Annotated in this window: 14 protein-coding genes and 1 pseudogene; 9 read left to right on the forward strand and 6 right to left on the reverse strand. The window is 65.2% G+C overall.

The window, feature by feature from the left end; all coding sequences use genetic code 11:
- Nucleotides 1–91: 91 nt before the first annotated feature.
- Nucleotides 92–1,957 (forward strand): alkaline phosphatase family protein, encoded by a 1,866-nt coding sequence (locus BRADO_RS29510; protein ID WP_012029870.1) that lies wholly within the window; start codon nucleotides 92–94, stop codon nucleotides 1,955–1,957.
- A gap of 235 nt (nucleotides 1,958–2,192) precedes the next feature.
- Complete coding sequence (locus BRADO_RS35320; RefSeq protein WP_041757119.1) at nucleotides 2,193–3,311, forward strand: hypothetical protein; 1,119 nt, start codon at nucleotides 2,193–2,195, stop codon at nucleotides 3,309–3,311.
- A gap of 52 nt (nucleotides 3,312–3,363) precedes the next feature.
- Here BRADO_RS35320 and BRADO_RS29520 read toward each other — a convergent pair whose 3' ends face one another.
- The 3 genes and pseudogenes from BRADO_RS29520 to BRADO_RS35545 all read right to left on the reverse strand — a co-directional run.
- Entirely contained in the window at nucleotides 3,364–4,944 is a 1,581-nt protein-coding gene (locus tag BRADO_RS29520; protein ID WP_041757121.1) for a PEP/pyruvate-binding domain-containing protein, read from the reverse strand.
- Nucleotides 4,945–4,955: 11 nt separating this feature from the next.
- On the reverse strand, nucleotides 4,956–6,881 hold the full coding sequence (locus BRADO_RS29525; protein WP_012029873.1) for a hypothetical protein: 1,926 nt from the start codon (nucleotides 6,879–6,881) through the stop codon (nucleotides 4,956–4,958).
- A gap of 713 nt (nucleotides 6,882–7,594) precedes the next feature.
- Nucleotides 7,595–7,821 (reverse strand): annotated as a pseudogene (locus BRADO_RS35545) (IS5/IS1182 family transposase); the annotation flags it as partial.
- A 184-nt stretch (nucleotides 7,822–8,005) separates the two neighbouring features.
- On the opposite strand from BRADO_RS35545, the gene BRADO_RS29535 reads away from it, so the two are divergent.
- Nucleotides 8,006–9,622, forward strand: coding sequence for an NAD(P)/FAD-dependent oxidoreductase (locus BRADO_RS29535; protein ID WP_012029875.1), 1,617 nt, complete (start codon nucleotides 8,006–8,008; stop codon nucleotides 9,620–9,622).
- Nucleotides 9,623–9,746: 124 nt separating this feature from the next.
- Here the strand turns inward: BRADO_RS29535 and BRADO_RS29540 are convergent, their stop codons facing one another.
- From BRADO_RS29540 to BRADO_RS29550, 3 genes are read right to left on the reverse strand one after another with little or no spacing between them, the layout of a single operon-like run.
- Nucleotides 9,747–11,087, reverse strand: coding sequence for a carbohydrate porin (locus tag BRADO_RS29540; protein ID WP_041757123.1), 1,341 nt, complete (start codon nucleotides 11,085–11,087; stop codon nucleotides 9,747–9,749).
- 28 nt (nucleotides 11,088–11,115) lie between these two features.
- Complete coding sequence (locus BRADO_RS29545) at nucleotides 11,116–12,123, reverse strand: transporter (protein ID WP_012029877.1); 1,008 nt, start codon at nucleotides 12,121–12,123, stop codon at nucleotides 11,116–11,118.
- 2 nt (nucleotides 12,124–12,125) lie between these two features.
- Complete coding sequence (locus BRADO_RS29550) at nucleotides 12,126–13,754, reverse strand: inorganic phosphate transporter (protein ID WP_012029878.1); 1,629 nt, start codon at nucleotides 13,752–13,754, stop codon at nucleotides 12,126–12,128.
- 222 nt (nucleotides 13,755–13,976) lie between these two features.
- On the opposite strand from BRADO_RS29550, the gene BRADO_RS29555 reads away from it, so the two are divergent.
- The 6 genes from BRADO_RS29555 to BRADO_RS29580 all read left to right on the forward strand — a co-directional run bounded on the left by BRADO_RS29555 (nucleotide 13,977) and on the right by BRADO_RS29580 (nucleotide 23,158).
- Nucleotides 13,977–15,398, forward strand: a complete 1,422-nt coding sequence (locus tag BRADO_RS29555; protein ID WP_012029879.1) for a bifunctional enoyl-CoA hydratase/phosphate acetyltransferase — start codon at nucleotides 13,977–13,979, stop codon at nucleotides 15,396–15,398.
- Nucleotides 15,399–15,401: 3 nt separating this feature from the next.
- A complete protein-coding gene (locus BRADO_RS29560) occupies nucleotides 15,402–16,625 on the forward strand; it encodes an acetate/propionate family kinase (RefSeq protein ID WP_012029880.1) in 1,224 nt (407 codons plus the stop codon).
- A gap of 15 nt (nucleotides 16,626–16,640) precedes the next feature.
- Nucleotides 16,641–18,995 (forward strand): DUF3141 domain-containing protein, encoded by a 2,355-nt coding sequence (locus BRADO_RS29565; protein WP_012029881.1) that lies wholly within the window; start codon nucleotides 16,641–16,643, stop codon nucleotides 18,993–18,995.
- A gap of 12 nt (nucleotides 18,996–19,007) precedes the next feature.
- Nucleotides 19,008–19,829, forward strand: coding sequence for an enoyl-ACP reductase FabI (fabI, locus tag BRADO_RS29570; RefSeq protein WP_012029882.1), 822 nt, complete (start codon nucleotides 19,008–19,010; stop codon nucleotides 19,827–19,829).
- Nucleotides 19,830–19,977: 148 nt separating this feature from the next.
- Entirely contained in the window at nucleotides 19,978–21,444 is a 1,467-nt protein-coding gene (locus BRADO_RS29575) for a serine hydrolase (protein ID WP_012029883.1), read from the forward strand.
- A 433-nt stretch (nucleotides 21,445–21,877) separates the two neighbouring features.
- Nucleotides 21,878–23,158 (forward strand): acyltransferase, encoded by a 1,281-nt coding sequence (locus tag BRADO_RS29580; protein ID WP_012029885.1) that lies wholly within the window; start codon nucleotides 21,878–21,880, stop codon nucleotides 23,156–23,158.
- Nucleotides 23,159–23,374 lie beyond the last annotated feature (216 nt).

Genomic DNA, 23,374 nt, shown 5'->3' on the forward strand with positions numbered 1-23,374 from the left:
CCGCATTGCAATTTGTTGCTGCGATGTTTTGACGCAGGCGCCCGCTCAGCAGCGGCACGCGCCAGCCACACCCACTCCGTCCGGAGATGTCATGACCAGAACAGTCATACGGTCCAAGGCGATCGCGCTTGCGACCACTGCCGTCTTCACCGCGACCAGCCTCGCGCCCGCGTTCGCCGGCGCGGCGACCACCACGCCGATCGAGCACGTCATCATCATCGTCGGCGAGAACCACACCTTCGACAACCTGTTCGGCACCTACAAGCCCAAGGCCGACCAGAGCATCGACAACCTGCTCAGCAAGGGCATCGTCAACGAGGACGGCACGCCCGGTCCGCATTTCAAGAAGGCCGAGCAGCGCATCGGCCGTGACGAGGTGCGCTATAGCGCCGAGACCGCATCGAGCGGCGCCTACGCCACGCTGCCACAACCCTACACCACCTACGGCATCGGCCTGCCGCAGAACGTGCTCGACACGCGTTTCCCCGCCAATCTCCCCAACGGGCCGTATCAGATCTCCAAATACGTGCCCTACGCCGCCTACACCGGCGATCCGGTGCATCGCTTCTTTCAGATGTGGCAGGACATCGACGGCGGCAAGCACGACAAGTTCGTGTGGGTCGAGCAGTCCATCGGCACCGGCTCGAACGGCAAGCCGTACCCCGCCGGCGGCTTCAATCCGATGGAAGGCGCCATTTCGATGGGCTTCTACAACATGAACCCGTTCACCGATGCGAGCGGCAAGGCCCAGCCCGGCGACGCGCCGTTTTTCAAGAAGCTGGCTGACGACTACGCGATCAGCGACAACTACCACCAGGCGGTCATGGGCGGCACGGGTGCCAACTTCCAGGCCCTCGTGACCGGCCACGCGGCGTTCTTCACCAATCCCGAGACGCTGAATGGCGCGCCTGCCGTGCCCTACGCCAACCAGATCGAAAACCCCGACCCCGTTCCCGGCACCAACAACTACTACAAGCAGGACGGCTACAGCGGCGGCTCCTACGTCAACTGCTCGGATCCGAGCGCGCCGGGTGTCTCCGCCATCAACGAGCAGCTGTTCAAGAACGGCGTCCACAACAACAATTGCGCGCCGAACCACTATTATCTGGTCAACAATTACAGCATGTTCTGGAACCAGACCAGCGCCAAGCCGAACGCGCTGGGCTCGGACAAGTTCGTGCTGCCGCCGCAGAGCGCGCCGACGATCGCCGACGTCATGACCGCCAAGGGCGTGTCCTGGAAATACTACAGCGCCGACCGCGGCGACGACGCCACCACTTTCGCCACCAGCGTCGACGGCGTGCCGCTGCTGTTCCACTCCTATTGCGGCATCTGCGACCCGCTGACCGGTTTCATCAAGGTCATGACGAACCCGACCGAGGAAGCCAAGCTGCAGAACTACGGCGCCTTCGTGAAGGACGTGCAGAACAACACGCTGCCGGCGGTGTCGTTCGTGCGTCCGTTCGAGGCGCTGGCCGGACATCCCGCCGACTCGACCACGGACCTCTACGAGAAGTTCCTCGAGGCCCTGATCAACCGCGTCAAGGCCAACCCGCAACTCTGGGCGAAGACGGCGATCTTCATCACCACCGATGAAGGCGGCGGCTATTACGACTCCGGCTACGTCCAGCCCGTCGACTTCCTCGGCGACGGCACCCGCATTCCCTTCATTCTGGTCTCGCCGCTGGCCAAGAAGGGTCATGTCGACCACACCTATTACGACCACGTCTCGCTCTTGAAGTTCATCGAGCGCAACTGGCGGCTGCCCGCCATCTCCGCCGTCAGCCGCGACCGGCTGCCGAACCCGATCCATGATCGGGACGACAATCGCTACGTGCCGAAGAACCGGCCGGCGATCGGCGACCTGATGAACCTGTTCGTGTTCGCCGGCGATGACGACGACCACGACGGCGGCTGGCACCATCACCACGACCACGATCGGGACGACGATCGCTGATTGATCGCTTCCGTCAGCGTAGCGACGGTACGAGCAGGACAGGCCCGCCGCACTCTGTTGCGGCGGGCCTCTTACTTCGGGACCGGCGGAGCGACGTACCGATCCGCAACATCATCGATCCGTCAGCCGATTGTCAGCCATTCGTCACGCCTCCGTTATCGATGCTCCGCATCGTTGCACGGCCGCTTGGATGCAAGCGGCGTTGTGCAAACGGGATCTTGGGGGATCTTGCAGAATGTCATTTCGATCATCATTCAAATCTGCTTTCCATGAACTGCTCACGCTGTCTGTGACCGTTTCGTTGCTGTCCTTTGCCGCGGCGGCGCCAAGCCTCGCGCATGATCACGACTGGGGCGACGATGACGACAGCTATACAATCGGTCTGTGGGGCGATTTGCCCTATTCGACGCTGCAGGCCACCGTCGGCGTGCCGAACCTGATCGCCGACATGAATGCCCACCGGCTGAAATTCACCGTTCATGACGGCGACCTCAAGCAGGGCTCGAACTCGGCCTGCGATGCCGGCCTCTATGCACAGGCGCTGGCCTTCTTCAACAGCCTCGAGGCGCCGGCGATGTTCACGCCGGGCGATAACGACTGGGTCGACTGCGACCGGCCGTCGAACGGCGGCTTCAACTCGCGCGACCGGCTCGACTATGAGCGCAAGGTGTTCTTCTCCACCCCGTTCTCGCTCGGGCAGCGCAAGCTGCGCCAGGAGGTGCAGACCGACGCGCTCTGCCTGGGCGCCAACGGCACCAAGGTCGGCTGCGTCGAGAACCGCCGCTGGACCGTCGGCCGCGTCACCTATGCGACGCTGAACGTGCAGGGCTCCTGCAACAATCTCTGCGACACCAATCCTGATCCCGACGAATACAATGCCCGCAACGCGGCGGTGATTCTGTGGATGCAGCAGACTTTCGCCGAGGCCAAGAAGCGCAATTCGGCGGCCGTGATGTTCATCTCGCAGGCCGATCCCGGCTGGGATCTCTCCGATAGCACCCGTGCGCCGTTGCGCGATCCCAAGACGCTTGCGGAGACCGACGGACAGCCCGACGGCTTCGCGAGCTTTCTCACCGCGCTGCGCACCGAGGTCGAGGCGTTCCGCAAGCCCGTCGCTTATGTCCATGGCGATTCGCATTACTTCCGCATCGATCAGCCGTTCCTCAACAGCGCCGGCCAGCGGCTGGAAAACTTCGTTCGCGTCGAAACCTTCGGCGACAACCAGGCCAACGGCAACAACGACGTCCGCTGGCTCAAGGTGACCGTCGACCCGCGCTCGCGCGACGTGTTCTCCTACCAGCCCGTCACGGTGCCGGCGAACCGTACGGCCGTGCCGGCGCCAACCCGCAACTGACACCCCGGGTCCTCCGGTCGTCCAGCCCCGGCTGGGCGACCGTGCCGGCGTCTCAAGCGGCGGCGGAGCGCCAGGTCGAAAGCTCCGCAAGCTCGGCTTCCGGCCGACGCGCCACGATCTCGCCGCGCCCCAGATAGACCCGGCCGGCATTGCCATCGATCGTGATCCAGTCACCCGGAGCAATGATCGTGTCACCGATGCACGCCTGATGGCCGTCCTCGTCGAAGCGGATGGCGGCGCAGCCGACCACGCAGGGCTTGCCCATCTGCCGCGCAACGAGCGACGCATGCGCCGTGCGAGCTCCCACCGCCGTGGCGATGCCAACGGCCGCGGCAAAGCCTGCGACATCGGCGGTGCTGGTGTCAGGGCGGATCAAAATCACTGGATCTCCGGCTGCCGCGAGCCGCTCCGCCGACGCGCTGTCGAACGCCGCGCGCCCGGCCGCGACGCCGCCGGATGCGGCAACTCCCACCGCCGCAGGCTCGCCGACCGCGACGAGCGACGTTTCCGTCAGCGCCTCCAGGTCGATTCCCTGCAGTCTTGCAAGCGCCTCGTCCTGGGAGATCACCCCCTCATGCACCAGACCGACCGCGATGCGCAGCGCCGCGCGCGGCGTGCGCTTGGCCGCGCGTGTCTGCAGAATCCACAAACGGCCTTCCTCGATCGTGAACTCGATGTCCTGCACATCGCGAAACTCGGCTTCGAGCCGCTTCAGCGTTGCCCGCAGCTGCTGCGCGACACGCGGCAATGATCGGGACAACGCGGCCTCGGTCTCAGGCGTCCGTCTTCCCGAGACGACGTCCTCGCCCTGCGAATCGAACAGCACGTCGATCACCGGCTCGTCGACGCCCGTCGAGGGATCGCGCGAGAACGCGACGCCCGCCCCGGACGACGTGCCGCCATTGCCGAACACCATGGCCTGCACCGTGACCGCTGTGCCTGTCAGATGCTCCAGAGCTTCGAGCCGCCGATAGGTCTTCGCCCGCTCGCTGGTCCAGGAGCGATAGACGGCGAACGCTGCGCGCTCGAGCTGGACCGCGGCATCCTCGAGCCAGCCGTCATCGTCGTTATCCTCCAGCAGCCTGCGTTCCTCGGCAGCCAGCCGCTCGAGCGCCTCGCTGTCCAGCTCGCGCTCGTTGCTCACGCCTTCAGCGGCAATCAACTGGTTCAAACGCTCCGCCAGCGCAGCGGCCTCGAGGCCGATCACCGTCTCGGCGTAGCTCTCGAGCAGCCGCCGGCGGCAGTCCCACGCCAGTCGCGGCCGGCCGGTGGCGCGCACCAGGCCACGCACCGCGCGCGACGTGCAGCCGACATTGAGGACAGTGTCGAGCATGCCCGGCATCGAGCGCGCAGCGCCGGATCTCACGGACACGAGCAGCGGGTTGCGCGAGCAGCCGAAGGTTTTTCCGGTGGCCTGCTCGAGATAGGCAATCCCCTCTTTCAGTCCCTCGGCGAGCTGGCGTGTCGCCTGGCCCTTGCCGGCGACGACATCGGCGCAGAGCTGCACGGGCAGCACGAAGGCGGGCGGCACCGGCAGATCCAGCGCGGCCATGCGCGCAAGATTGGCCGCCTTGGCGCCGACCTCGTCCGCGCTTGGCAGCTCGCGGCGGCCATCCCCAATTCTGACGATCATGCTCTTGGTCCTCACGCCGAAAGATCACTCATCGTGTAGCGCCGCAGCAGGTGTCCAAAGCTCGCCAGGCAGTCGGTGGCGCGCTCGATCGCGCGCGCCAGCTCGAGCGCGCCCAAAGCGGCCGCCAGATCAAGCCCGCCGGAAAACACGATCGCGGTGATCTCGCGCTCCCTCGTATCGGCGTGATGCTCCGCATCCATCAGCCGCGCGACCGCCGCCAACGCGTCTTCCGAATCGGCGCGGCGCCCCTCCTGCACCTCGGCCGCGGCGGCGAGGCCGACTGCAGCATGCTCGGTCGCAGTCACTCCGATGGCGGCGAGCGCCTGAAGCGCGGACCTGATCTCCGTCTTCATCGGAACCTGTATCAGCGATGCGACGAACGCGGCCTGCTCCAGCTCGTCGATGGCCTGCTCGATCCGGTCGACCAGATCGCCGATGACGAGCCGCGCATTGAGCCGGGTGATCTCCGCACGCGCTTCGATGGCGATCCTGTCGGCCTTCTGCTCAATCCGGGCGGCCCGCTCCGCAAGCCGTTTGGCCGCCGCCGGATCAGGTTCGTTGCTCGCCACCGATTGCTGCACCAGCGCCGCCACATCGCGTGCCAGGCCGATCTGCCGCAGCACCATGGCGAGCAGGCCGCTGTCGACGCGGTCGAGATGCCTGACGAGATCGGCGCCGATGCGGTCGCGCGCCAGCCGCGACGACTGACCCTCCAGCAGCGCCTCGGTCGAGATCTGCAGGCAGGCCTTGAGGAAGCTGATCGCGGCCTCGCGGCCCAGCACCTGGTCGAGCCGCTCGCCGAAGCCGATGCGCGTCGGCGCGGCGCTGCGCACGGCGGCGCCGAGCAGCTCGTTGCCGCCGAGCTCCAGGAAGCCGCGATGGCCGATGCGCTGGCGCGCCGCCCATTCGAGAATGCGCACCGCATCGGTCTTGGCAACCCAGCTGCGCAGCAGCTTGCGCGCCTTGTTCCAGTCGATCAGGAACACCAGCGACGCGCCGATCGCCGCGAGCAGATCGTCGCGGTCGTCGGGACTGCCATACTCATAGGATCCGGTGACGAGATAGAAGGTGCCCTCGTCCTCCAGTCCGGCGGCGGCATGCTTGTCGAGACCGCTCCATTTCAGCGCACGGCCATCGAACAGCGACACGAAGAATTTCGCGCGCGCCAGATGCACGTCGGTGTAGGTGATCGTCACCGTGCTGGCGGTGACGACGATGACGATGACATGGGCGTCGGTGGTGCCGATGTCGTTCTGAATGACGAGACGATCGCCGGCACGGATCGCGGTCGCATCGAGCCCGGGATGGTTGAACTTGAGCGGCCGTGTCTCGCCGAGGCCGCGCATGAAGCTTTCGATCGGCGCGCGGTCGCTCTCCTGCACGCCGAAGACGTGGGCGCCGGCGATGACCTGCTCGGAATGGCTCGCGGCCAGGCGGTTCAGCGCCTTGTGCAGATCCATCACCAGGCGGTGCAGGCTGTCCGGCCCTTCATGGTCGACGCCTGTCAGGCGGCCGATGCGGGCGATCTCGATCTCAGGCGTTGCGTCCAGATGCCCTGCGCCGCGGATCGACGCGAGGCGCCTGTCGAACTGCTGGCCACTCGCGGCATCGCCCACGGTGACGGCGCTGATCATCGCCAGGATGTCGCTCTCGATGCCCTTCAGATGTGGCGCGAGGCCGGGAGCGACCACCTTGTCGTCGCCGGCGAGTTGCGCGCCGCCGATCAACGTCACCAGCGCCGCGGGCGCGAGCCCCGCCGCGCGGCTCTCCATGGTGAGATCAGGCACATCGCCGCGCGGATCGCGCGCGTGCTGGACGGCGGCCTGCAGCGCGCTGAGGCGGAGCTTGATGCGGTCGTTGGCCGCCAATCCCTCGGCCACCAGCCGCGGCAGCAGGATGTCGGCCTGTCCCAGCTCTTTGACGATTTCAGTCTTCATGGACCCCTGTCACGGTTGCTCGGCCCGGTGGTAGCAGCCGCACATGAAGAGTATTTGCGCTGGATCAGTCATGGAATTGTCACATGCGCATCGCGCTGGAACGCCGATCCTGAATGCGCGGAGGACCTCCATGGCACCGGAACACGACGCTGCGGTCTCGCGGCAGATGTCGCCCGAGCTGTGCATCTCGACGGCCCTCCACGACAGACAGGAGGGTGCAGGGAATGCCGGGTGAAGGCCTCACCCATGGCCCGCCTGCGAAAGAAAATGCAGGCGGCAGGTACCACAGGTTCAGCCGAGCATCCGGCATTCCCTGCGCGACGGGCTTCCGGCTGCTTCGCGATCTCCCCGGTGCGCCGGCTTGTTGGCCACCGTCGTCAGCGCCGCGCGTCAGCAGCGGCGCGAACTTGACCTCAGCTTCGGGAGGCCAGGACCACGCGACTTGACCGTCCGTGACAGCTCGTTCGTCCGCACGCCCGACAAGGACATGCTGCGAGCTCTCGCGGCCATCGCATCCCCGCCTCGCGTGTCGTGACGATCGCGCGCAACGCCCCTTCGAGTGAGGCGGGATGAGCGGAGATAATCATGAATTCGGGAAAATCGCAATCACTATTTTTTGCTCTTCAGAATTTTGCGGAGCGCGCGGGTGTCCCCCGCACCGGCAGTCTGCTCCCTCTTCCGGTTCTTACGGCGAGAGAGAGCGCATCGACATCGCGCGTCGTCACCCGACGACATGGTTTGATCCTGTTGAAGAACCGCTCGACTGATTGCGAGCACGATCAAGATAGGAGCTGAAGCAGATCGGATCGCTGCGGTTGCTTTTCGGCAGGAGTTGGCCCAGGCCATTCTTGATGACACGCTCTCTAATCCAGTCCGCGTCATGGCCACGGTTGGCCAGCAGCATTGATCCGGATTTGAGACGAGAGCGCGGATTTCCGGCACTGGCTCGGCTGTCGGGCTCAACGGTCGCTATGCACCCGAAAGCGGACCTATTATGCTCACCGTGAGTTTTGTCATTCATGACCCAGGGCGGACATGTCGCCTTGCGGATGCTGATGGCGTCATACGCCGTGCTTTTGTTGTGCTACAAGACGGCAATTCTAACCTATTCGTAGCGAGTGCAAGTGATTCGCCTGACCGAAATCAAGTTACCGCTGGATCATCCGGCTGAAGCAATCAAGAAGGCGGCCGCCGCTCGGTTGCGCATACCGGTGGAGCATCTGCTCTCGTGCGCGATATTCAGGCGCGCCCATGACGCACGTAAAAAGTCCGACATCGCGCTGGTCTATTCGCTCGATGTCAAGGTGAGGGACGAAGCGGCCGTGCTGAAGCGCTTCGCAAAGGACAAGGATGTTGTTCCCGCTCCAGATATGACTTACCGGTTTGTCGCTCGCGCGCCCGAGAACCTGCGCGTGCGGCCGCTCGTGATCGGTGCTGGGCCTTGTGGACTGTTCGCGGCGCTTGTGCTTGCCCAGATGGGCTTTCGGCCGCTCATTCTGGAGCGCGGCAAAGTGGTGCGGGAGCGCACCAGGGACACTTGGGCGCTATGGCGCCGCTCTGTGCTTGATCCAGAATCGAACGTGCAATATGGCGAGGGTGGCGCGGGAACGTTTTCCGATGGCAAGCTCTACAGCCAGGTCAAGGATCCGCGCCACCTCGGCCGCAAGGTGCTGACGGAGTTTGTCAAGGCGGACGCGCCATCTGAAATTCTCACCGAAGCTCACCCCCATATCGGCACGTTCCGCCTCGTGAAGATGGTGGAGAACATGCGGGCCACGATCGAAGGGCTTGGTGGGGAATACCGTTTCAAGAGCCGCGTTGCGGATTTCGATATCGAGACGTCCAGCAACGGTGAGCGGCGCATCCGTGGCGTAGTACTGTCTGACGGTGAGCGCATCGCAGCAAGCCATGTCGTGCTCGCGATCGGCCACTCGTCGCGTGATACTTTCCAGGTTCTAGCGGATCGCGGGGTCCACGTGGAGGCGAAGCCGTTCTCAATCGGCTTCCGGATCGAGCATCCGCAATCTGTTATCGATACGGCGCGGTTCGGCGCTCGCGCGGGGCATCCTGTTCTGGGCGCTGCGGATTACAAGCTTGTCCATCATGCCTCCAATGATCGCGCCGTCTACAGTTTCTGTATGTGTCCGGGCGGCACAGTGGTCGCAGCAACGTCCGAGCCTGGACGCGTGGTCACCAATGGCATGAGCCAGTATTCACGCGCCGAGCGCAACGCCAACGCGGGTATCGTGGTCGGGATTACCCCGCGCGATTTTCCGGGCGGGCCGCTGGCGGGGGTCGATTTCCAACGGCGCTGGGAGTCGGCGGCGTTTGTTGCGGGGGGCGGCACTTACGCGGCGCCGGGGCAGCGTGTCGGCGATTTCCTTGCCGGCGTACCGTCAACGTCGCTCGGCAGCGTTATCCCGTCCTACAAGCCAGGCGTCACACCGGCTGACCTTTCTGCGTGCTTGCCCGACTATGCGATCGCGGCGATCCGCGAAGCGCTGGTTGTGTTCGGCCGCAAGATCCGCGGTTTCGATATGGGGGATGCGGTTCTTACCGGCGTGGAGACACGCACGTCCTCCCCCATTCGCATCACGCGCGACGACACGTTCCAGAGCCTTAACACCAAAGGGCTGTTTCCCGCCGGCGAGGGCGCTGGCTATGCCGGCGGAATTCTCTCCGCCGGCATCGACGGCATCAAGATCGCGGAAGCGGTGGCGAAGAGCATCGTCGTCGACTGACTCCAGGAGAGCCGGTCCGACGACTGGCTGGGTGGCAAGCGGAGATCAGGTGCGCCTACTCTCAGCGGCATATTTGATGCGTCCGCACGCTCGACTCTACGCGGCCTCTTGAGGCTTGCCCCTCTCAGAACGCGGCGGTGGTGCGGACGCCGAAGACGATGGCGTCGCGGATGCGGCGGGTCTGGGTCGGATCGTTGGGGTCGACGGCGCCGCCACCGGGATGGATGACATATTCGACGATCGGCTGCACGGCGACGTTCGGCGTGACCTGGAACGAGTAGCTCGCCTCGAAGATGGCCTCGAAATCACGCACCGGCGTCGCGATCCCGGTGAACAGCTGCAGATCCTGGTCGTAGCGGCGGACATCGCGCGAGATCCTTGCATAGGTGGCGGCGATGCCGAACTTGTCGTCGGGACGCGCCGCGCTGAAGCCGGTGAACTGGATGCCGCCGTCGAGATAGAAGCTGATGAGGTTGCGATCCGACGGGCTGACGGAGGTCCTGACGAACAGGCCCGCCCCCTTGGCGGCATCCAACGGGCTGCGCATCAGCAGCTGCTCGAACACCGCGAACACACCCTGGTTGCGGCGCATGCGTGCCGGCTGCCCGGAGCTGAGCGGATCGGCCAGTGCGCGTCCGTCGCTGTCGAAGCGCTGGTTGTCGAATGAGCCGAAATGATACCAGGCGCCGGCGGCGATCGTGCCGGGCAAGGCCGTCGAGCCCAGGTCGAAGCCGTATCGGAGCTGCCCGATCACCCAGGGCGGGTCCTGCACGCGGAACAGGATGCCATGCGGGTTCTTGAGCTGGGGATCGCCCGGCCCTGGGGGCGCGGCGTCGCCGTCGAACACGGCGAGATAGCCGACGAGCTGATCGGTGAACTGCGCCTTCAGCCGGATGCCAGGCACCGCGAGCGGCGGCGATGGTCCCCCGCTCGGGAGGATGATGCCGGTGATGCCCGGCCATCCCAGCGCGGAATTGGCGAACAGATCGTCATATTTGCTGTCGATGAACTCGACGTCGGACGGCTGCTGGCCGACACGGACCAGAAGCTTGCCGCCAAGCAGCGCCTGCTCGACCCAGAACTCGTAGAGCCGGCTGGCGGGCAAAGCCTCGACGCCGCTGACCAGCATCAGATTGCCGACATAGCTGCGCGACAGCCCGTCGCCATGGATCTGGTAAGCGTTGGCGTGGAAGGTCGCTCCGCTCCACCCGACCAGCTTCTCGAGGTCGATCGTCGTACCGACATCGAGGCGCCCCGTGTAGATGGCGCCGTTGCGGACACCGCCGACCGGGTTGGCGAAGGTCTCGCCGATATAGGTCAGGTTGAACTGGATGCCCCAGTCGGCGAGCTGCTTTTGAACCTCCGTCTGCCCGCCCGCCGCGGCGCGATCGTCGGCGCGTGTTTCCGAGGACAGCGTCATCGTGATCAGAAGCGCAAGCGCGGCCGAAGAGATCCGCCCTGCCATCGACGCTCGAATTATCACGCAACACTCGCTATCTGATCAGGCCAATGCGCTTCATCAGCAGGAACGCGCCGCCGGCCGTCAACACCATCAGCAGAGCGGCCCAAAGGAAACCGTCCTCCGTATCGGTCAGCGGCAATCCCTTGGTGTTCATGCCGAAGATGCCGGTGACCAGCGTCGGCGGCAGCAGCAGGGCCGTCAACACCGACAGCACGCGGAGACTGTTGTTGGTCTGCTCCTCCATCTGCAGATGGAGCTCTTCCTGAAGGAGGCGGCTGCGGTCGCGCAGCTCGACGACCATGTGGTCGAGGCCGTCGAGCCGCTCCGCCAGATCGCGGGCGCGCAGCTGCAGGGCCGGCTTGATGTCGGACGGTGCGTTGCGGTCGAACCGATGCAGCACGACGCGCAGCTCGGACAGATGCCGGTGCAGCCTCACACAGGTACGGCGCAGACGGCCAAGAGCGGGAAGCTGATTGTCGCCCTCGTCCGACAGCAGCTTCTCCTCGATATCGTCGAGCTGCTGCTCGAAGCCGTCGACGACGTGCTCCATCGCCTCGGCGACGTTCTCCACGATGCGCTCGAACAGCACGGCCGCGCTCGGGACGCGCAGACCGGATTCGAGCGACCGCCGCGTCACGTCGACCGCATGCAAGGCGTGATGACGGCCGCTGACCAAGAGACGCTCGGTCATGACGAAGCGCAGCCGCCCCGCCTCCTCGGTCGATCCGCCAATGTCGCGCGCGAGATCGGCGATCACGCCGTGCACACAGTTCTCAGTGCCGTGCAGCTGCTGAAAGCTGTCCTTGGACAGCAGCAGGGCCCGCGCCGCCGGGGGCAGGTCGGAATTGCTGAGCCACTGCACGGCGCGCGCATCGGCCAGATTGAAGTGCAGCCAGTACCAGCCGTCGTGATCGAGATGGAACGGCTGGTCGCTGGCGAGCGGCTGGGGCGTGCCGTCCGCCGTGAAGCGGAAGGCCCACACCAGCCCCTCCAGAGGCGGCGCCGTCACGGCTGCGAGGACCGCCCGGTCAGCGCGCATCGTCAGAAGATCCGGCTGAAGATCACGTAGAGCGAGCCCGACAGCAGGATCGCGGCTGGCAAGGTCAGCACCCAGGCCATCAGCAGGTTGCGGACCGTCGACATCTGCAGCCCGGAGCCGTTGGCCGCCATCGTGCCGGCGACGCCCGAGGACAGCACGTGGGTGGTCGACACCGGCAGACCGAACACGTCTGCAGCGCCGATCGTGGCGGCGGCGACCAGCTCGGCCGATGCACCCTGCGCATAGGTCAGATGCGACTTGCCGATCTTCTCGCCGACCGTCACCACGATGCGCTTCCAGCCGATCATCGTGCCGAGGCCGAGCGCGATCGCGACAGCGATCTTGACCCATGTCGGGATGAACTTGGTGGCGCTGTCGAGCGAGGCCTTGTAGGCGTTCAGGGTCGCGATCTCGTCCTTGTTGAGATCGCTCTCCTTGTCCTTCATCAGGAAGCGGATCGCCTCCGAGGTCAGGTACATGTCGTTACGAGTATTGCCGACCGCCTCGGCCGGCACCTTGTTGAGCGAGCCATAGTTGCGCACCTGATCGCCGACGTCCTTCACAAGCACGGCGAGCGAGGGATAGGTGCCCTCGTTGATCTTGTGCTGCGAAACATAGAGCGTGACGGCCGGACGCGGGTCGCCGATCACGTTGTAGCCGGCGGCCTTGGCGGCGATCACCTTGGAGGCCGCCTGTGAGGTCTCCTGGAATTTCGCGATGTGCGATTCCGGCAGCGTGCGGTTCAGCGCATAGGCCGTCGGCACGGTGCCGATCAGGATCAGCATGATCAGGCCCATGCCCTTCTGGCCGTCGTTCGAACCATGCGCGAAGGACACGCCGGTGCAAGTCAGGATCAAGAGGCCACGGATCCACCACGGCGGCGCCTTGACGCCTTCCGGCGCGGCGTAGAGCGCGGGGTTGCGGACCAGGAATTTGAGGATGTAGAGCAGCGCGGCGGCGCAGATGAAGCCGACCAGCGGCGACAGCAGGAGCGCGTAGCCGATCTCGGTCGCCTTGCTCCAGTCCACGCCGGAGGTGCCGTCGCGGCCGCGCAGCAGCGCATTGGCGACGCCGACGCCGATGATCGAGCCGATCAGCGTGTGCGAGGACGAGGCCGGCAGGCCGAAATACCAGGTGCCGAGATTCCAGATGATCGCGGCGATCAGCAGCGCGAACACCATCGCGAAGCCGGCGCTGGAGCCGACCTGCAGGATCAGCTCGACCGGCAGCAGCGAGACGATGCCAAAGGCGACCGCGCCGGAGGAGAGCAGCACGCCGAGGAAGTTGAAGAAGCCGGACCACATCACGGCGAATTCCGCCGGCAGCGAGTGCGTATAGATCACCGTCGCCACCGCGTTGGCGGTGTCGTGGAAGCCGTTGACGAATTCGAAGCCGAGCGCGATCAGCAGCGCGACGAACAGCAGCATGTAGGGCAGATAGGTCGTCACCTTCACGCCGGTGGCGTCGACATCGACATAGATGCTGTAGGCCACGAACATCAGGCCGGCGGCGAGGATGCCGAGGAAGAGGATCATCGTCAGCGGGTTGAACCCCTTGTCGAGATTCGGCCGTCCGGCCGGCTGAATCGGCCGCTCGTCGCCGACGGCTTGGTTGACTGTGATTTCGGCCATGTGGCTCTCCCCGTAGACCCCAGTACTCGGAGATCTGATTTTGGAGCGCAGATGCGAAGCGCAGATGACAAGCGCTCGCACCCCTGCCGAAAACAGCTGTCAAGCGAAGAAGTCAATCAAGCGTCACGCTGGAGCCGTATAGCTGATGCACCGCAGCACGCGTTGGCTCGTTCGATCGGCGGGCGCAGCGAGATGATGCGTATTTCGGCAATGGAGCGCGAAATGATCCCGACCATTCGCAACAAGACCTGGGCGGAATTGAAAGTCGGGGACAGCGCGGCCATCGAGCGCACATGCGCGGTCCAGGATCTGATCCTGTTTGCACATGTTTCAGGCAACACCAACCCGCTGATGCTGCCGGACGGCAGCGCCAATCATGGCAGCAAGGATGTCGTCGCGCCCTCGATGTGGGTGGGGTCGCTGATCTCGGCCGTGCTCGGCAACGTCATGCCCGGCCCCGGCACGTTGTATCGCTCGCAATCGCTCGAGTTCAAGAAGCGCGTGCATGTCGGCGACCGCCTATGCATCACCGTGACCTGCAGCGAGAAGCGTGAGCAGCCGGTCGCGGTGTTTCGCGCCGAGATCACCGACCAGGCTGGCGAGCTCGTCTGCGCGGGACTTGCCGAGGTCGACGCGCCGATGGTCGCAATCGAGACGCCGGTGCGCGAGCTGCCGGCGCTGATCGTCGATCATGCCGATCATTTCGCCAGGCTGGTCGATCTTGCCGCGCAGCTGCCACCGCTGAAGACCGTGATCGTCTGCCCGGAGGATCACAACTCGCTCGGCGGCGCCCTGCTCTCGACCGAGCGCGGCCTGATCCATCCGGTGCTGATCGGCAACCCCGACCGCATCTCGGCCGCCGCGCGCGAGATCGACGCCGACATCAGCGGCTGGGCGCTGGTGCCGGAGACCGATCATCGCGCCGCCGCAGCGCGCGCGGTCGCGATGGTGCTCGACGGCGAGGCCGGCGCCGTGATGAAGGGTGCGATCCATTCCGACGAACTGCTCGCCGCGGTGGTGAAGAAGGATGGCGGCCTGCGCACGGCCCATCGGATCAGCCACGTCTTCGCGCTGGACGTGCCGACGCTCGACGAGATCCTGTTCATCTCCGATGCCGCGATCAACATCGCGCCCGATCTGCTCGCCAAGGTCGACATCATCCAGAACGCGATCGATCTCGCCCGCGCCTGCGGGCTCGACCGGCCGCGCGTCGGCGTGCTCTCGGCGGTCGAGACCATCAATCCGAACATTCCCTCGACCTTGGACGCTGCGGTGCTGTCCAAAATGGCCGAGCGCGGCCAGATCAAGGGCGGCATCGTCGACGGCCCGCTGGCGATGGACAATGCGATCGACATGGAGGCGGCGAAGACCAAGGGCATCGCCTCGCTGGTCGCCGGACATGCCAACGTGCTGATCGTGCCGAACCTCGAGGCCGGCAACATGCTGGCGAAGGAGCTGACCTTCGTCGCGCGCGCCGAAGCCGCCGGCCTGGTCGTCGGCGCCCGCGTGCCGGTGATGCTCACCAGCCGCGCCGACAATGATCGCGCCCGGCTCGCCTCCTGCGCGCTGGCGCAGCTCTACGATCATTGGCGGCGCGAGGGCCGCGCCTTCTCCGGTGCCGCGCAAGCCCTGGCGGCGGAGTAGCCGATGACGGACGTCATTCTCACGGTCAATGCCGGCTCATCCTCGATCAAGTTCGCGGCCTATGAGGTCGGCGCCGGCGCGTTGCGCGCGGTCGCCCGAGGCCATGTCGACGACATCGGTGACGACACCATTTTCGCGGCAGGCTCGGCGGATGGCCCGGTCGAGCGGCAGCCGATCGATGCGGCCAGGGGCACGGTCGATCATGGCGCGGCGCTGCGGCTCGCGATCGACTGGCTGCGCCGGCACGAGGAAGGCTGCCACGTCGTGGCGATCGGTCACCGCGTCGTGCATGGCGGGCCCGATCATGCCGAGCCGGTGGTGATCGATACCGGCACGCTGCAGACGCTGCGTCGCCTCATTCCGCTGGCGCCGCTGCACCAGCCGCACAATCTCGCCGGCGTCGAAGCGGCGCTGCAGGCGTTTCCCGACGCGGCGCAGGTCGCCTGTTTCGACACGGCGTTCCACCGCCAGCATCCGTTCGTCGCCGATGCGTTCGCCCTGCCACGGCGGCTCTACGACGAAGGCGTGCGCCGCTACGGCTTTCACGGCCTGTCCTACGAATATGTCTCGCGGCGGCTGCGCAGCCTCGCGCCGGACCTCGCATCGGGGCGCGTGATCATCGCGCATCTCGGCAACGGCGCCTCGGTCTGCGCGCTACGCGACGGTCGCTCGATCGCGTCGACGATGGGCTTCACCGCGCTCGACGGCCTGCCGATGGGCACCCGGTGCGGTCAGCTCGATCCCGGCGTCGTGCTGTATCTGCTCACCGAGAAGGGCATGAGCGCCGATGAGATCACGCACCTGCTCTATCACGATTCCGGCCTCAAGGGCCTGTCCGGCCTCTCCAATGACATGCGCGAGCTCGAGGCGTCCGATGCGCCGGAAGCGCGCGAGGCGATCGACTACTTCGTCGCGCGGGTCCGCCGCGAGATCGCCGGGCTCGCCGCGACCATCGGCGGCGTCGACGCCGTCGTGTTCGCGGGCGGGATCGGCGAGCATGCCTGGCGCGTGCGCGAGCAGATCCTCGCTGACATGGGCTGGCTCGGCATCGCCCTCGATCGCGCGGCCAATGCCGGGAATGCGCAGACGGTGAGCCTTTCCGATTCACGCGTCGCCGTGCTCGTCATTCCGACCGACGAAGACCGCATGATCGCCGAGCACACGGCCGAGATCCTGGGCCTGATGCAGCCCGCGGATTCGATGCCGCTCACGCGCCTGACCGCCTGACCGAAGGGACCGCACATGTCTTCCCCGTATAGCCCCGCCACCGCCGGTGCTCGCGCGTTCGGCGCCGCCAACATCACGACGACCCAGACGCAGCGCGTCTCGCAGAGCCTCAGCCGGCATCTCGACAAGTTCGCCCGCGAGCACGGCAAGCGCGTGCAGGAGCTGATCAGCGAAGGCGCCGGCCTCGTGCAGGCGTTCAGCGCCGCGCAGGCCCATCTGCTCGACCACGTCAATGCCTATTGGATCGATGCCGGCCAGCGCATGGCCTTGACGCTCGACGTGCTGCGCGAGCGCGCCGACAATGACGCCCAGCACGAGGCCGCCGGGACGCCGCCGGTGCTGATCTACGATCATGAGGTCGCGCTCGACGGCCGCAGCCTGCCTCGCCCGGTCAACTACATGCTGCTGAAGATCCTGCCGCCGGCGGGAGTCGTCACCTATGAGTGGAAGCGGCCCTATGTCATCATCGATCCGCGCGCCGGCCACGGCGCGGGGATCGGCGGCTTCAAGCAGGACAGCCAGGTCGGCGTCGCCTTGCATGACGGCCATCAGGTGTATTTCGTCGTGTTCCGGCCGCATCCCGAGCCGACGCAGACGCTGGCCGACGTGATGCGCGCCGAAGCGGAGTTCATCGCCGAGGTGCATCGCCGCCATCCCGAGGCGCCGAAGCCGATCATCGTCGGCAACTGCCAGGGCGGCTGGGCGACCCTGATCCTGGCCGCGGCCAATCCCGACATCACCGGGCCGTTGGTCGTCAACGGGGCGCCGGTGGCCTACTGGTCGGGAAGGCTCGGCGAGAATCCGATGCGCTACAATGGCGGCCTGCTCGGCGGCATCCTGCCGGCGCTGCTGCTCTCCGATCTCGGCGGCGGCGAGTTCGACGGCGTGCATCTCGTCTCGAACTTCGAGATGCTCAATCCCGGCCGCAACTATTTCGGCAAATATTTCGATCTGTACACCAGCCCGGAAAAGGGCCGCGCCAGCTTCCTCGAATTCGAGCGCTGGTGGGGCGGCTTCCATTTCATGAACGAGCAGGAGATCCGCTGGATCGTCGAGCAGCTGTTCATCGGCAACCGGCTGTCACGCGGCGAGGCGCGCATCGAGCGCGGCCGCCAGCTCGATCTCAAGGCGATCCGCTCGCCGATCATCGTGTTCGCGAGCTGGGGCGACAACATCACCCCGCCGCAGCAGGCGCTGAACTGGATCGTCGACACCTATGCCGACGAGCACGAGATCCGCATCCGCGGCCAGCGCATCATCTACATGGTGCACGACAAGGTCGGCCATCTCGGCATCTTCGTGTCGTCGTCCATCGCGAAGAAGGAGCACACCGAGGTCGCCTCGACGATGAAGACGATCGAGGCGCTGGCGCCCGGCCTCTACGAGATGACGATCGACGAGCAGATCGGCGACGGCGTCGACGCGCGCTTCCACGTCTCGTTCCACGAGCGCAAAATCTCGGATATTCTGGCGATCGACGACAATGACCGCAGTGAGGAGCGTGGCTTCGCCGCGGTGGCGCGGCTGTCCGAGCTCGGTGCCGAGCTCTATGATCTCACCGCGCGCCCGCTGGTGCAGTCGATGGTGACCGACGAAGTGGCGAAGCTGATGCGCGATGCGCATCCGGCGCGCGTGACTCGGCGCGCGTTCGGCGGCAACAGCGCCGGCGCCCAGGCGATCCGCAAGGCGGCCGAGCAGGCCCGCGCCGAGCGGGCGCTGGCGGCGCCGGACAATCCGTTCCTCGCGCTGGAGCAGCTCTGGGCTAAGAGCATCACCCAGGCGTTCGACGTGTTTCGCGACGTCCGCGACACGCTTTACGAAGCCGCCTTCCTGTCGATCTACAGCTCGCCGCTGATGGATGCGATCGCCTCGACGCACGCCTTTCAGCGCGTGCATCGCGAGCCGAAGGAGCTGCGCTTCCTGCCCGAGGTGCAGGCGATCCTGCTCGGGATCGATCGCGGCGGCTTCGAGGAGGCGGTGATCCGGATGCTGATCCTGCTGGCGGAGTCGCGCGGCTCGGTGCGCCGCGACCGGCTGGAGCGCTCCGCCAGGGTGCTGACCAAGGACGAGCCGTTCGCCTCGCTCGGCGCCGAGCGCCGCGCCGCGCTGATCCGCGAGCAGTCGATCATCGTCAAGTTCGAACCGGAGCAGTCGGTCAAGACGTTGGCCGAGCTGTTGCCCGAGGTCGACGACCGCAACCGCGCCATCGACGTCGTCGAGTTCATCGCCGGCTCGGTCGAGGACATGGAGCCGAACACGATCCGCACCCTGCAGCGGCTGCGCGAGGCGCTCGGCTTGCCGCCGCTGGCGTTGGCCGCGGTGTCGGCCGATCCGCTCAAGGAGAACGGCGCGATCCGCGACGTCGCCTGACGGAAGAGGACGATGTCCGAGAGCGCTCACGATCCGCTGCCGACCGTCTGGAATCCGGACGACCGCATCGGCGACATGCTGAAGGGCCTGCGCGGCCTCGTGGTCGGCGTCGCCAATGAGAGCTCGATCGCCTTCGGCTGCGCGGCCAAGCTGCGCGCCTTCGGCGCCGAGGTGGCGCTCACCTATGCCGATGAGCGCACCCGCGATTTCGTCGCGCCGCTCGCCGCGCAGATCGGCGCCAGCCTGCTGCTGCCGCTCAATGTCGAGCAGCCGGGCGAGCTCGATGCCGTGTTCGCGCGCCTCAGACAGGACTGGGGCCGGCTCGATTTCGTCGTCCACTCCATCGCCTTCGCGCCGAAGGACGACTTGCACGGCCGCGTCATCGACTGCTCGGCCGACGGCTTTACCCGCGCGATGCGCATCTCGGTCTATTCCTTCCTGGAGCTCTCGCGCGCCGCGGAGCAGCTGATGACCCAGGGCGGCACGCTGCTGACGATGAGCTATTACGGCGCCGACAAGGTCGTGAACAACTACAATATCATGGGCCTCGCAAAGGCGTCGCTCGAAGCGTCCGTGCGCTATCTCGCGGCGGAGCTCGGCGGCAAGAACATCCGCGTCTATGCCGTGTCGCCCGGGCCGCTGAAGACCCGCGCCGCCAGCGGCATCGCGCATTTCGACGAACTGGTCGAAGCCGCCGTCAACCGCAGTCCGGGACGACGCCTGGTCGACATCGCCGAGATCGGCCGTGTCGTCGCGTTCCTGGTCGGCGGCGGCGCCTCCGGCATGACCGGCGACACGATCTATGTCGATGCCGGGCTGCACAACATGGCGTGAGAAAGTCGCTCGGACGGAACGCCGCGCGACCGTCTCCAACCGATCTCTCCGGTCCGGCTGCCGGTCATTCGATCGGCTTGCGATTTCAGGTCTCCCGAACAAGCCGCGATTGCGGTAATGAGGTAGCATCACTGTCAGGGGGGATTCGATGTGGCGCTGGGTGAAGACAGCTCCCTGGCTGTTCGTTGCGATTGCAATGGCTGCTCCGGCCACGAGCCGGGCGGAGGGACCCGGTGCCATTGTCGCGCGGTTTCCGGCAGCCCATTTCGAGACCACGACGCCGGAGGATGCGGGCTGGTCCGTCGATCAGCTTACGGCGGCCAAGGCGTGGTCGTTGAAGATCGCGCCGACCGCCGCCGTGATGATCATCCAGCATGGCCGCATCGTCGCCGAATGGGGCGATATCGCCACCAAGAGCAATCTGCATTCGGCGCGCAAGAGCCTGCTCAGCGCGCTGATCGGTATCGCCGTCAGCGACCACCGGATCGACCTCAATGCGACGTTGGCGACCCTCGGCATCGACGACAACTCGCCTGGCCTGAGCGAGGAGGAGAAGTCAGCCACGGTCGCGGACCTGATCAAGGCACGTTCCGGCGTCTATCACGCGGCGCTTTACGAGACGCCGGGCATGGCACGGCGGCGGCCACCGCGCTTCAGCCATGCGCCGGGCACCTTCTGGTACTACAATAATTGGGACTTCAATGCGCTCGGCACGATCTACGAGAAGGCCACCGCGCAGTCGATCTTCGATGCGTTCAACCTGCAGATCGCGCGCCCCATCGGGATGCAGGACTATCAGCCCAGCGACGGCAGCTACGTTCGCGGCGCCGCATCCAACCATGCGGCCTATCCGATCCGGATGAGCGCGCGTGATCTGGCCCGTTTTGCGCTGCTCTATCTGCATGACGGCAGATGGGGGGACCGCCAGGTCATTCCCGCGGCCTGGGTGCGTGAGAGCACGCGCGCCTATTCGGACGCGTATACGGAGTTCGCGCGCGGCCTCGGATACGGTTATCTGTGGTGGGTCGGATTTCCGCATCACCTCTCCGGCGCTCCGGCGGTCCAGGTGCCGGCCGGCACCTACGCGGCGATGGGCGCTGAAGGGCAATATGCCTTCGTCATCCCGAGCCTCGATCTCGTCATCGTGCACCGGATCAACAGCGATCCCGCGCTCGAACCGGTCGGGCCGCGCAAGCGGGAGCCGACGTTCCGACAAATCGCCCGGTTGCTTTGGCTGATCCTTTCGGCGGCCGGCGACCGAGACGTCGGTCCGGACGCCAGCATCGCGCGCGCCGATGGGGCACGACCAGATGTTTCCGGGCTGAAGACGGCGATGTCCGGCAAGAGCCTGCGTACAGGCTCATCCTTGAAAGATGGCGCTTATGCCTGGGAGCTCCATGCCGACGGCACATTGTCCATGGTCACCGGCGCCGACCGTCATGAGCGCTGGCATGGCAATTGGAGAGTCGACGATGGGGCCCGGTTCTGTCGTTCCCTCGATGATGGCGACGCGCAACTCGCCCGCGAGCGTTGTTACGACGTCGTGCTCAAGGATGCCGCAGTCCAGTTGTTCGGCCCCGATGGGCTGATGGAATTCGATATGCGGGTGGAGTAGATCGCCGCGTCACCAACCAAACCAGAACGCGCAGGCATTCCGGTTTGGATCTCCGGAGCGATCGGCCGGTGAGTCGTAACCCCGATACCGACATTGTCTGCGATACCGATCTACGCCCATCTTGCCGGGGCCAGACACAAGGCAAACGGCAAGTCAGCAACGAAATCGGTGCGTCGGACCTTCCGCGGCAGCGTTCCGCAAGTGACAAGGACGCATGTTGACCATCTCTTCTGCTGCACAATCAGGTTTCGCATACTGACGCCGACTACGTCGTCAGCCCACCCTCCATCCGAGCTTTGCACCGACTTCTGCGCGGTCCAATCGACTATCATTCCGAATTTTTGCATCAGTCAGAAGTGCTCGCCATAGTTGCATCTTTAATTGAACACTCGACACAATCACTATCTTAAGTGTTCATCGCTAAATTGGCCGCATGCATGAATCCCTGCGCGAAAAAAGCCGCTTGCGAGCCGTCACGCCTTTCTCCCAGGTGATCATCGGTGAGAGAACCGCTTATCTCGACTCCATACGGGCATTTGCTGCTATTCAGGTCCTGCTGCTGCACTTCGCTTCGGGGTTCTTGCCGGACCTGGTCGCGCCCTCACCCGCCTCGCGCTTGGCAGCTGCTATTCACGGCTCCCCGCTCAGTTTCCTCTACGACGGCACTTCGGCAGTCTACATTTTCTTCTGCTTGAGCGGCTACGTCTTGACCCGATCGTTCCAGCGCGATCCCTGCTCCATGCCGCGGCAGATGGCTGCGCGAGCCGTCCGCCTCGGATTGCCAGCATTGGCCGCCACGGTGTTTGCCGCGAGCGTCATCCTGCTGTTTGGCAAGGCCAATGTGCAAGCCGGTTTGCTCACCGACAACGCTTGGCTGAGCAAACAATGGAATATCGATGTCTCAATGTTGTCTCTCTTGAAAGACGGAGTCTTCAACGCGCTTTTTCTGGGCTATCGCGATGTCCCGGGCATCGGGCTTCTCGCTCCATGGCAGAACAGGTTGAACGAGTCTTTTGTTGCACCGTTCTGGACGCTCAGCACTGAGTTTTATGGATCAGTCATGATTCTCGTCCTCTGCCGGTGCGCCCGGCAGGCGCCACGGATTTGGCTTGCGATTGCGATCCTGGGAACGCTCTACACGATACGGAGCGCCTATATATGCTTTTTCGTCGGGCATCTGCTCGCTTCGGTCCGTTACGCCGACAGGCCGGCGTCTCAACGAAGGCCAATAGCGACCATCTTTATCCTCACTGGATTATTCTTATGCGTGATCGCCGAGGTGTGGCAGCCGGCCTGGCTTATTCGTTTGTGCTCTCTGGATACGGTATGGTTGTTTCCAGGGCAGTTTCCTCCGATGCAGCACAAGGCGTTCGGCGCCATATTGATCCTGATCGGCATCATGGATCATCAAGCCTGCCGGGATTTCCTGGGCCATCCGCGACTCGTCGGGCTGTCGAAATTCTCGTTCCCGCTCTATCTTGTTCATTGGCCTGTTTTATGTGGCCTTTCATCGACAGCCTTCGTGGCATTGAGCGAGATCTGGAGCACCGAGTCGGCAAGGATCCCTGCCATCTTGCTAGGCCTAGCAGCGAGTGCCGCAGTCAGCTATGCATTCCGGCCGGTCGATCGGTGCGCGATTTGGCTATCGTCCCGGATACGTATCTCACGCCTACAACAGCAATTGAGTTTGCCGATCAGTGAGGCACGGGCCTAGCCGGAACCTCAAATCTCACCGGACATGACCTGAGCTTTGCATTCACCCATGCCATGGCGGCGACAGAGTAGATCGCAGTTCGACCGTCATCGCAGGTGACCCGAAACCGTTAAATAGCCAAGATTCTCATATGGCAGCATCGAAGCTGACTTCGGCGGTCCTTCCGACTCAGCAGATGGCGTCACCAGAGACGGAGCCGACGGTCGACCCGCAGCG

It is taken from the genome of Bradyrhizobium sp. ORS 278 (genome assembly GCF_000026145.1).
GTDB lineage: Bacteria > Pseudomonadota > Alphaproteobacteria > Rhizobiales > Xanthobacteraceae > Bradyrhizobium.